Below are 10,712 nucleotides of genomic sequence, written 5' to 3'. Positions count from 1 at the left end.
CGAAAAACCCTCGACTGGCATAATCCGGCCGAAGTACTCCACAAACACCTGGTTGCAACCGCCGCTTGAAACCGCCGAGGCAGGATGCCGCCGCATCGGCGACATGGAGTCGATCATGTCCGAATTGCCCCATAGGTGAGCACGTGGTCGGGTTTGGCGAACTGGGCGGCAGGCCCAGAGTGAGGGCGAAACGGACAAATGCGCCTAGTCAGGGCCGGTAGGTGCCGAAGGTCCAGACGTTTCCGTCCAGGTCGCGGGCGGCGTAGTCACGGGAGCCGTAATCGGTGTCGAACGGCTCTTGGGTGATCTCGGCACCGGCCGCGCGGGCCCGAGCGCAATGGGCGTCGACGTCCGGCACCGCCACGTAGTCCTGAGGATCGTCGTGGATCAACCTGGGTGTCGCGTCGGCCCGACCGCCCAGCATGATCATGCCGGTGTCGAGGACGAGTTCGGCGTGCGCGACCGAGCCGTCCGGCGCCTCGTGCACGGCATGCGCCTGGAAACCGAAGGCGGAGCAGAGCCAGTCGATCGCGGAGCGGGGATCGGGGTAACGGAAGACGGGATAGACGGTTCGCATGACCTGATTCTGCGGCTGGTGGCCCTGCTCCGGATTGGACGAATGTGACCTCGGCGCGGCGTCAACCGAGTGGTGCCGGCCGAGTGGTGTCAGCCGTCCGTCGACCGGGCGGAGAGCAGCGCGGCCGGAGTCGCCCCCGCGAACTGGTGAAAATCCCGGATCAGGTGGGACTGGTCGTAGTAACCGCATCTTGCCGCCACCGCGGCCCAGTCGATGGCCCGTGTCGCGCCGAACTGCCCGGCCCCGGACGAGGACTGCCCGGCACCGGAAACGGACTGGCCCGCACTGGACACGGAATGCCCCGCACCGGACACGGACTGCCCCGCACCGGACACGGACTGCCCCGCACCGGACACGGACTGCCCGGCACCGGACGCGGACTGCCCGGCACCGGACGCGGACTGCCCGGCACCGGACGCGGAATGCCCGGCACCGGTCGGCGGCCCGGCACCCGCCCCCGCGTTCGGCCCGAGGGTTACGCCACCGTCGGCCAGCGCCGCGCACGCCTGCTGGAAGCGCAGCAACCGGGCGACCATCTTGGGCGGCAGCCCGACGTCCTGCCGGAACCGGGACGCGAGGTGCCGTCGGCTCCAACCCAGTTCGTCGGCGAGCACCCCCACACACCCTCCTGCCCACCGCTGGCGACGAGCCATCGCCACGCCCAGTCCAGTCGGGCATCCACCGGCGGGGACGACGCCAGCCGACCGGCGAGCACCCAGTCGAGCAGGGCGAACCGTTCCGGCCAACCCGCCGCCTCGGCGAGCCGGCCGCGCAGCCGATCCAGCCAGCGGCCCGGGAGCTGCCCGACGCCAACGGCCCGGTTGGTCAGCTCGCTGAGCGGCAGACCGAGGAGCCGGCGGGCGGTCAGCGGGGCGAGCAGCAACTCGACGCCCTCCCCCACACCCATCGTGCGTGTGGTGCACCAGCCGTCGAAGGTGCCGGCCACGAACGAGTCGACCTTCGTGGCCCCGCGCTCCGCGCTGCGCGGGTCGGTCACGTCCAGCGGAGCGCCCCAGCCCAGGATCAGCACCACGAAGACACCCGCCGACTCCCGGCGCACGTCGGCCCGTTCCCGATAGCCGACGTACCTGTCGACGAACGGACGCAGCCGGACGTCGGGCAGCCCAAGAACCATCTCCCCGGCCGGTGCCACCGCCGTCAACCTCGCCCGCCCTCCGCGTGCCCCGGCTGGCCGCGCCCAAGCGGAACGCTCGTCGCGGCCAGCCGGGTGGCCGTCACTTCACGCCGGCGGCGTCCATGCCGCGCAGCTCCTTCTTCAGGTCGGAGACCTCGTCACGGATCCGCGCCGCCAGCTCGAACTGCAGCTCACGAGCGGCGGCCAACATCTGGTCGTTGAGCTCCTGAATGAGCTGGGCGAGGTCGGCGCGGGCCATCCCCTCCCGCGAGGTGGTGGTGGCGGCGGACCGGCTCCGGCTGCGGGTCTCCTTGACCGGCGCCTTGCCACGGGACAGCTGACGCACCGCGCCCCCGACCCGGGAGTTTTCGGTGTCCTCGGCCTCGCGGTAGATGTCGTCCAGGATGTCGTGGATCTTCTTACGCAACGGCTCCGGGCTGATCCCGTGCGCCTCGTTGTGCGCGATCTGCTTGGCCCTGCGCCGATCGGTCTCGTCGATCGCCGCCGCCATCGACGGGGTGATCTTGTCTGCGTACATGTGGACCTGACCGGAGACGTTTCGGGCGGCCCGACCGATGGTCTGGATCAGTGACCGGCCGCTGCGCAGGAAACCTTCCTTGTCGGCGTCGAGGATCGCCACCAGCGACACCTCGGGCAGGTCCAGACCTTCACGGAGCAGGTTGATGCCGACCAGCACGTCGTAGTCGCCCTTGCGCAGCTCGCGCAGCAGCTCCACCCGGCGCAACGTGTCGACCTCCGAGTGCAGGTAGCGCACCCGGATGCCGTTTTCCAGAAGATAGTCGGACAGGTCCTCGGCCATCTTCTTGGTCAGCGTGGTGACCAGGACCCGCTCATCGCGATCGGTGCGCAGCTTGATCTCATGCATCAGGTCGTCGATCTGACCCTTGGTCGGCTTGATCACGACCTCCGGGTCGACCAGACCCGTGGGCCGGATGACCTGCTCGACGAACTCGCCCTGGGCCTGCTCCATCTCCCAGGTGCCGGGGGTCGCGGAGAGGTAGACCATCTGGCCGACCCGCTCCAGGAACTCGTCGAAGCGCAGCGGCCGGTTGTCGGCCGCGCTGGGCAGCCGGAAGCCGTGGTCGATGAGCATCCGCTTGCGGGACGCGTCGCCCTCGTACATGCCGCCGATCTGCGGGATGGTCACGTGCGACTCGTCGACCACGGTGAGGAAGTCGTCGGGGAAGTAGTCGAGCAGGGCGTGCGGCGGGCTGCCGGGCAGCCGCCCGTCCATGTGCATCGAGTAGTTCTCGATGCCGGAGCAGAAGCCCACCTGCCGCATCATCTCGATGTCGTAGGTGGTGCGCATCCGCAGCCGCTGCGCCTCCAGCAGCTTGCCCTGCCGCTCCAGCTCAGCGAGGCGCTCGGCCAGCTCCACCTCGATGTCACGGATCGCCCGCTCCATCCGCTCCGGACCGGCCGCGTAGTGCGTCGCCGGGAAGATCACCAGCTGGTCGACCTCGCGGACCACGTCACCGGTCAACGGGTTGAGGTAGTAGAGCTTCTCCACCTCGTCACCGAACAGCTCGATCCGGATCGCCAGCTCCTCGTACGCCGGGATGATCTCCAGCGTGTCGCCGCGAACCCGGAAGGTGCCCCGCTGGAAGGCCATGTCGTTGCGGGTGTATTGGATGTCGACCAGCCGGCGCAGCAACTGGTCGCGGTCGAGCTCCTGGCCGATCTGCACCCGGACCGCCCGGTTGAGGTATTCCTCCGGAGTGCCCAGGCCGTAGATCGCCGAAACGGTCGCCACCACGATCACGTCGCGGCGGGTGAGCAGCGACATCGTCGCCGAGTGCCGCAACCGCTCGACCTCCTCGTTGATCGAGGAGTCCTTCTCGATGTAGGTGTCGGTCTGCGGGATGTATGCCTCAGGCTGGTAGTAGTCGTAGTACGAGACGAAGTATTCGACCGCGTTGTGCGGCAGCAGCTCGCTGAACTCCTTGGCCAGCTGCGCACAGAGCGTCTTGTTCGGGGCGAGCACCAGGGTGGGGCGCTGCAACCGCTCGATCAACCACGCCGTGGTGGCGCTCTTGCCGGTGCCGGTCGCACCGAGCAGAACGGTGTTGCGGTCGCCGCGCCGAACCCGGCGCTCAAGGTCGTCGATGGCGGCCGGTTGATCGCCGGCCGGCTGGAACTCACTGACGACCTGGAAGCGGCTGTCGAGCCGGGGAATGTCGAGCGCCATGCCAACAACGGTACGCCGGAGGTCCGACAGGAACGGCCGTCACGCCACGTACGTGATCGGCTTCAATATTCCCATTGTGTGGCACATGTCACCGGGACTACCCTCTCCATGTAGGCCGCTCGCGGCGGCCGACCGGGCCGGTGGCCTGGCCGTCATCACGGCCGGCTGCCCCCGGCACTGCGGTCGCAGCACCCGGCTCGTCCGGCGTGCGCACCCGTGTGGTCGCGCTCGAGGCGCAGACCGGCCGCCGCGGGCGCCCCTGCTCGTCACCCTGGTGCCTCCCCGCCCGTTTCATCTCCGTGGACACCTCTCCGACCCCGTCGCCCGACGCCACCACCCCCAGGGGCACGCCCCGGCCGGACGGCACCGACTCCGACACCCCGCAGCTCAGCACTCCCGCCAGGGGGAAGTCCGGCACACCCACCGCGGGGAAGTCCGGCACACCCACCGCGGGGAGGTCCGGCACACCCACGGCCGGGCGGCACGGCACCGGCTGGCTCAGCACCGGGCGGGTCGGCACCGGCTGGCTCAGCATCGGGCAGCGCGGCACCGGGCAGCGCGGCACCGAGCGGGTCGGCGCCGGGCAGCGCGGCACCGGGCAGCGCGGCACCGAGCGGGTCGGCACCGGCTGGCTCGGCACCGGGCGTCACCGCACCGGCTCGGCCGGCGCCTCCGCGACCATCCGGAACACCGGGAGCGGATCCACCACCGGCCGACCCACCACCGGTCGACGGGCCGACAATGACCGAGCTGCCAACATTGACCGGCCCGCCGGCAACGACCGGTTCAGCGACAACGACCGGCCAGCCGCCGCCCGCCGAACCGCCGCCGCCCGTCGGGGCCTCGGGAAGTCCCCGACCACCACGCGCTCCGACGCCATCGCCGACCCAGCCGCCGACACGGCCCACACCGCAGGTCCGGCTTCGGCCAGCCATCGCAGACGTACCGTGCTGATGTTGCTCGGTCTGACGGCGGTGACGTCCGCGACAGCGTTGGTTCTCGGGCTGTTGAGCTGGGCGCCCGACCCGCCCGAGCCGGCCCGGCCGCTGACCCTCGCGGAGGGCGAGCGGTTGGCCGCCGCGCGGGTCACCAACCTGCGGGACCTCCGCGCCGGGGTACGCGTCACCGCTGGCGTCGACGCCACCCGGATCGAACTGGTGGGCTGGGTGGACTGGTCGCGGTCACTGCTCTACCTCGACGTGGGCGGGCCGGGCGCGAGTGCCGAACGCGGGCTGTTGCAGAGATCTGGTTCGGTGCTGGTGATCCGGCCCGACCCGGGCGCGGTGCCCACCCCGGCCGCACCCCCGCTGGTGCCTCCGACAGACCGCTGGCGGCTGCACCGTCTGGTGCCCGGGACGGGCCTGGCACCGGTGCTCGACCTGCTCCTCGGTCTCGCCGCCGACCGCCCGGACCCGACCCAGACGGTGCCGGGCAGCGGTGCGCGCTGGATCGCCCGGGACACCGTGGCAGGCGGCCCGGTGGACGTTCTGCAGGCACCGCTGCCCGGCGGGACACCACCCGCCGCCAGCACCACACCGGGCAGCACCACACCAGGCAGCACCACACCGGGCAGCACCGCGGCATCCACGGCGGACGCCGCGTCGGCGGGCACCGACCAGGACGGGCAGACCCGGTACTGGCTCGACCAGGACGCCCGGCTACACAAACTGGTGACCCGGCTGCCCGGCGTCGGCCCGGTCACGGTGATTCTCAACCGGGTGGACCGGCCGACGCTCTGGCCGGTGGATGCCCTCGGCGGCCGGCCCGGCCTGCCTCGCGCACTGACCGACGTCGAGCAGCGTCGGCTGGCCCGGATGCCGGCCCGGCTACGCGCCCAGGGCGGTGCCACGGTCACGCTGACCGCGCCGACGGGCACGGACACGAACCTGCGGGGCGCCGGCTGGTTGAGCTGGACCGCGCGTACCGCGTACCTCGCGGTTGCCGATCTGGGCGTACCGGATCGCCGGACCCTGTTGCGACGCGACGCCGCCGGTCTGGCCCGGGCGGACCTGCCGGCGGCTGCCGCCGGGGGCGGCACGGCGGAGACGCCGGGCCGGCCGCCGCTGCCACCCCCGGCCGGGGCGTGGCGGGTCTCCCGATCCGGTGGAGACGACCTGAGCCTGCTGGTCGACGCCGCAGCGACCGCCGGGTCGGTCGGGCTTCGCGGTGCGGCCGTGCGGGTACGCGAGGATGTCGCCGCCGGACGGACCGTTGACGTCGTCGAGATGGGCCCGGCGGACGCGCGGCTGCGCTACTGGATCGACCGCGACGGGTCGCTACGGCGGCTGGAGCTGCACACCGGCGCCAACGCCTGGGCTCAACTGGACCTCCACCCGGCCGTGGTGCCCCGACTGGCCCCGGTGCCCCGACTGGCCCCGGTGCCCCGCCCGACCGCGAGCCCTCGGCCCAGCACCGCCCGGCCCGGCACCCGCTGACCGTGACCCTCAGGGCCGCCAGTCGGTCTGCGCGGCCCACTGCTCGGCCCGCAGGTACTCCTCGTCGAACCACGGGTCGCGGGCCGTTCCGGAGTCGCCGGCCGCCGGCGCCGCGTCGACCAGGTCCCGCTTGAGCTGCAGGTACGCGGCCCGCTGATCCGGGTCGGCACGCAGGTGGTCGCGCATCAGCAGCGCGTACCGCCAGCCCGGCGAGCCCGCCACGCGCACGTGCAGCCGAACAGGGCGGGCCGGGTCCGCGCTGCCGTGCAGCCGCTTCTCCCACCGAGCACTGCCGGCGGGGCGCGGATCGTCCCACCACTGCCCCGGCACCCGTGGGAACCCGGCGTTCGCCAGCCGGTCGGCCAGCGCCCCGTCAGCGTCGGCGAGGCTCGTCACGGTCACCTGCACGTCGATGACGTCCTGGGCGGCGAGGCCGGGCACCGCGGTCGAGCCGATGTGGTCGATCCGCAGGGCATCCGAGGCGAGCGCGTGCCGGATCCGGGCGGCCAGCCGCGCGTACTGCTCAGGCCAGCTCGCGTCGGTCCCGGCCGGATCGACCCGGCCCGGCTGAACCACCCGCCGCTCGCGCAGATTCTCCTCGTAGGGCAGCAGTCGCTGCCGCCAGAGCGCGTCGACGGCGTCGTGCAGCGCCGCCAGGCTCCCGTCGTTGCTGAGCACCACGTCCGCAGCCGCCCGGCGACGGGCGTCGTCGGTCTGGGCGGCGATCCGCCGCTCGGCCTCCGCGCGACCCATCCCCCGGTCGCGCGCCAGCCGTTCCAGTCGGGTCGTCACGGCCGTCTCCACGACGATCACCAGGTGGTACGTGGGCGCGAGACCAACCTCGACGAGCAGCGGTACGTCGTTGACGACGATCGCGTCGGGTGCCGCCGCAGCGGCCAGCTCCGCGGTGCGGGCCCGGACCCGAGGGTGGGTGATCGCCTCCAGCCGACGGCGGGCGGACTCGTCGGCGAACACCACCGCGCCCAGTGCGGCACGGTCCAACGCACCATCGGCATCCAGCACCGCGTCGGAGAAGGCGGCAACGATCTCGGCCAGCCCTCCCGTGCCCGGGGCGACGACCTCCCGGGCCACCCGATCGGCGTCGATGAGCACCGCGCCCCGCTCGACGAGCCGCGCGGCCGCCGCGCTCTTGCCCGACCCGATCCCCCCGGTCAACCCCACCCTCAGCACCCGACCAGTCAACCGGATCACGGGCCGAGCCGCCAAACCCGCCGCGCTGCGGCCCCCCAGGCCAGCGGCCCGGCCCGACCCAGCACGGCCCAGCACGGCCCGGTCCGGCCCGTGTGATCCACTCCATGTCGCCGATGTGGCGGTGTCTCCCCCGGCTGATACCGCCATGTCGCCGACCTGGAGTGGATCACGCCCCGACGCCCACCACACGGGATGACCACCGCCCGGGCACGGCGAAGGCCCCGCCCCCAACGATCCGGAGATCGCGGGGACGGGGCCCGTCGTCGTTCAGTCGTTCAGCGGGTCACTTACCGCCGGCGAGCTTCTCCCGCAGTGCGGCGAGCGCCTCGTCGGTGGCCAGCGTGCCGGCCGGCTCCTCGGCCTGCCGGCTCGGGGCCGGGCTGGACGAAGAGGTGGTGCCACCGCCGCCAGTGCCGCCAGCGGCCGGAACGGCCGGAGTCGGGTTGGCGGCAGCCTCGGCGTCGGCGGCCCGAGAGGTCTGCACCTGCTTGGTGTGGGCCTCCCAACGCAGACGAGCCTCGGCGTACTGGTTCTCCCAGGTCTCGCGCTGCTTGTCGTACCCCTCGAGCCACTCGCCCGTCTCGGGGTCGAAGCCCTCCGGGTAGATGTAGTTGCCCTCGGTGTCGTACGTCGCGGCCATGCCGTAGAGGGTCGGGTCGAAGTGCTCCTCGCCCTCGACGAAGCCCTCGTTGGCCTGCTTGAGCGACAGGGAGATCCGGCGACGCTCGAGGTCGATGTCGATGACCTTGACCATGACCTCGGAGCCGACCTGGACGACCTGCTCCGGGATCTCCACGTGGCGCTCGGCCAGCTCGGAGATGTGGACCAGGCCCTCGATGCCGTCGTCCACGCGGACGAACGCACCGAACGGCACCAGCTTGGTGACCTTACCCGGCACGATCTGCTGGATCGCGTGGGTGCGGGCGAACTGCCGCCACGGGTCCTCCTGGGTCGCCTTCAGCGACAGCGAGACCCGCTCGCGGTCCAGGTCGACGTCCAGGACCTCGACCTCGACCTCCTGGCCCACCTCGACGACCTCGGACGGGTGGTCGATGTGCTTCCAGGACAGCTCGGAGACGTGCACCAGACCGTCGACGCCGCCAAGGTCCACGAACGCGCCGAAGTTGACGATCGAGGACACGACGCCCTTGCGGACCTGGCCCTTCTGCAGCTTGTTGAGGAACTCGGTGCGCACCTCGGACTGCGTCTGCTCCAGCCAGGCCCGGCGGGACAGGACCACGTTGTTGCGGTTCTTGTCCAGCTCGATGATCTTGGCCTCGAGCTCACGCCCGACGTACGGCTGCAGGTCGCGCACACGACGCATCTCGACCAGGGACGCGGGCAGGAAGCCCCGCAGCCCGATGTCGAGGATGAGGCCGCCCTTGACCACCTCGATGACCGAACCGCGGACGACGCCGTCCTCGTCCTTGATCTTCTCGATCGTGCCCCAGGCCCGCTCGTACTGTGCCCGCTTCTTGGAGAGGATCAGACGACCCTCCTTGTCCTCCTTCTGGAGGACCAGGGCCTCGATGTGGTCACCAACCGTCACAACCTCGGCGGGGTCCACGTCGTGCTTGATCGACAACTCCCGAGAGGGGATGACACCCTCGGTCTTGTAGCCGATGTCGAGCAGGACCTCGTCCCGATCGACCTTGACGACGGTGCCTTCGACAATGTCGCCGTCGTTGAAGTACTTGATGGTCTCGTCGATCGCGGCGAGGAATGCCTCCTCGGAACCGAGATCGTCGTGGGTGACCCGGGTGGCGCTCGAGGGGGCCTCGATGCTGCTCGTCATGTGGGCGGTTGCTCCGGTCGGTGGGTTGTCACAGCAGGCTGGTGTCGCAGTGACCTGTTCGCGCCAGCGGATCCGTCGCCGGGCACACCGAACGATCGCCTAGTGAGATCATGATGTGGCTCCGTCGACCGCGCACCTGCTCCCTGCCGAGGCAACGCGATCCGCGAGCGCATCGTCTAGCCTACCGTGCGCATTACCACAGCGTGCAAGCCCTCCCGGCTTCTCGCCGTGCGGCGACCTGCGAAAGACGAACAATCGCCCGGAAACCACCCCTGCTGTCTCCTGCGTCACACCGACCCCAACAACCCCAGCAGCACCGCCCAAGACGGACGCACTGCCAGCGAAACTGACGCCTGCTGACGCCTTGGCGGCGAGATCCCTCCCCGAATTCACGGACAACCTGGCCGGGCACCATGCCGAAGGCGAGGCAAGCGCGGGGTGGGATGTTTGCGCTCGGCGGGTCGGGCCGGCCCAGCGGGCGGATCGACCACGGTGGGGCCTAGCGTGAGCGCGTGGATGACGACAGCCGGGTCACCCGGCGCCGGGTGGGTGACGCCGAGGCCCGGCGGGCCAACCGCGGCTGGTGGGACACCGACGCCGACGACTACCAGGCTGAGCACGGCGCGTTCCTCGGCGACGTGGACTTCGTCTGGTGCCCGGAAGGGCTGCGCGAGGCCGACGCCCGACTGCTCGGTGACCTGCCCGGGCGCCGGGTGCTGGAGGTGGGCTGCGGTGCGGCCGCCGCCGCCCGCTGGCTGGCCACCCAGGGCGCCTGGCCGGTCGCCTTCGACCTGTCCGCCGGCATGTTGCGGCACGCCGCCGAGGCCGCCGACCGCACCGGGGTACGCGTACCGCTGGTGCAGGCCGACGCGCTCGCCCTGCCGTTCGCCGACGGGTCGTTCGACGTCGCCTGCACCGCCTTCGGCGCGATCCCCTTCGTGGACGACTCGGCGACCCTGCACGCCGAGGTGCACCGGGTACTGCGCCCCGGGGGGCGGTGGGTGTTCTCGGTGACCCACCCGATGCGTTGGATCTTCCTCGACGACCCCGGCGAGGGCGGGCTGACCGCAACGCACTCCTACTTCGACCGCTCCCCCTACGTGGAACAGGACGAGTCCGGCGTGGCCACCTACGTCGAGCAGCACCGCACCCTCGGCGACCGGATCCGGGAGGTGGTCAGCGCCGGGTTCCGGCTCGTGGACCTGCTGGAACCGGAGTGGCCGGAGGGGCACGAGGGGATCTGGGGGCAGTGGAGCCCGTTGCGTGGTCGGCTCTTCCCCGGCACCGCCATCTTCGTCACCGAGAAGCCCGCCGGCTGAGCGCGTCGCACCCGCAGTCCGACCTGCATT

8 protein-coding genes are annotated in these 10,712 nt (G+C 71.6%); 2 read left to right on the top strand and 6 right to left on the bottom strand.

All coding sequences use genetic code 11. From position 1 onward, the window contains the following. Positions 1-208: 208 nt before the first annotated feature. From ACLQ28_RS27395 to uvrB, 4 genes are all read right to left on the bottom strand, one after another. The gene (locus ACLQ28_RS27395; protein WP_425689130.1) at positions 209-577 is read right to left on the bottom strand and encodes a VOC family protein; all 369 of its coding nucleotides are present in this window, start codon (positions 575-577) and stop codon (positions 209-211) included. A gap of 89 nt (positions 578-666) precedes the next feature. Then, positions 667-1,101, bottom strand: a complete 435-nt coding sequence (locus tag ACLQ28_RS27390; protein ID WP_425689129.1) for a hypothetical protein — start codon at positions 1,099-1,101, stop codon at positions 667-669. Beyond that, positions 1,053-1,730, bottom strand: a complete 678-nt coding sequence (locus tag ACLQ28_RS27385) for a hypothetical protein (protein ID WP_425689128.1) — start codon at positions 1,728-1,730, stop codon at positions 1,053-1,055. The genes ACLQ28_RS27390 and ACLQ28_RS27385 overlap by 49 nt, the downstream gene beginning before the upstream one ends. A gap of 82 nt (positions 1,731-1,812) precedes the next feature. Then, the gene (gene uvrB / locus ACLQ28_RS27380; protein WP_425689127.1) at positions 1,813-3,921 is read right to left on the bottom strand and encodes an excinuclease ABC subunit UvrB; all 2,109 of its coding nucleotides are present in this window, start codon (positions 3,919-3,921) and stop codon (positions 1,813-1,815) included. Between the two features lie 299 nt (positions 3,922-4,220). On the opposite strand from uvrB, the gene ACLQ28_RS27375 reads away from it, so the two are divergent. Then, on the top strand, positions 4,221-6,356 hold the full coding sequence (locus tag ACLQ28_RS27375; RefSeq protein ID WP_425689126.1) for a hypothetical protein: 2,136 nt from the start codon (positions 4,221-4,223) through the stop codon (positions 6,354-6,356). A 9-nt stretch (positions 6,357-6,365) separates the two neighbouring features. On the opposite strand, the gene coaE is transcribed toward ACLQ28_RS27375, so the two are convergent. Together coaE and rpsA are read right to left on the bottom strand one after the other, a co-directional pair. Further along, positions 6,366-7,547, bottom strand: coding sequence for a dephospho-CoA kinase (gene coaE / locus ACLQ28_RS27370; protein WP_425689125.1), 1,182 nt, complete (start codon positions 7,545-7,547; stop codon positions 6,366-6,368). A 304-nt stretch (positions 7,548-7,851) separates the two neighbouring features. Beyond that, the gene (gene rpsA / locus ACLQ28_RS27365) at positions 7,852-9,363 is read right to left on the bottom strand and encodes a 30S ribosomal protein S1 (protein ID WP_110563985.1); all 1,512 of its coding nucleotides are present in this window, start codon (positions 9,361-9,363) and stop codon (positions 7,852-7,854) included. Between the two features lie 512 nt (positions 9,364-9,875). Here rpsA and ACLQ28_RS27360 point away from each other — a divergent pair. Further along, positions 9,876-10,682, top strand: a complete 807-nt coding sequence (locus ACLQ28_RS27360) for a class I SAM-dependent methyltransferase (protein WP_425689124.1) — start codon at positions 9,876-9,878, stop codon at positions 10,680-10,682. Positions 10,683-10,712: the final 30 nt, after the last annotated feature.

The sequence above is a fragment of the Micromonospora sp. DT201 genome, from assembly GCF_049841575.1.
In the GTDB taxonomy this organism is placed as follows: Bacteria; Actinomycetota; Actinomycetes; order Mycobacteriales; family Micromonosporaceae; genus Micromonospora.
This window is presented reverse-complemented; position numbering and strand designations above follow the sequence as displayed.